Origin of the sequence: Aeromonas sp. MR16, from assembly GCF_022549315.1 — a bacterium.
GTDB classification, from domain to species: domain Bacteria; phylum Pseudomonadota; class Gammaproteobacteria; order Enterobacterales; family Aeromonadaceae; genus Aeromonas; species Aeromonas aquatica.
The window spans coordinates 1-255 of record NZ_JAKZFK010000090.1 but is presented as its reverse complement, the minus strand read 5'-3'; the positions used below and the strand labels follow the sequence as shown (position 1 = coordinate 255).

At 63.5% G+C, this 255-nt stretch carries 1 protein-coding gene; it reads left to right on the top strand.

Translation table 11 applies throughout. From position 1 onward, the window contains the following. Positions 1–26: 26 nt before the first annotated feature. Positions 27–255: VCBS domain-containing protein (locus MM194_RS21870; protein ID WP_241344961.1), on the top strand; the 229-nt coding region annotated here is incomplete at its 3' end.

Sequence of the window (255 nt, the reverse complement as noted above, 5' to 3'; positions counted from 1 at the left end):
TGAACGGCAACGTGCTGAGCAACGATGTGTCCGGTGCAGATACGCCGGCGGCGTTCGTGGGCTGGGCTGCGACCGGGCACAACAACAGTCCCTCGGTCACGGCGCTGAGTACCTACGGTACCTTCGTGCAAAATGGCGACGGGAGCTGGACCTATGCGCTGGACAACAGCCGCCCGGCAACCCAGGCACTGACGGCGGCGTTCAACCAGAGCTACGACGTCTGGTACACCATGAAGGACGCGGACGGTGACGAGA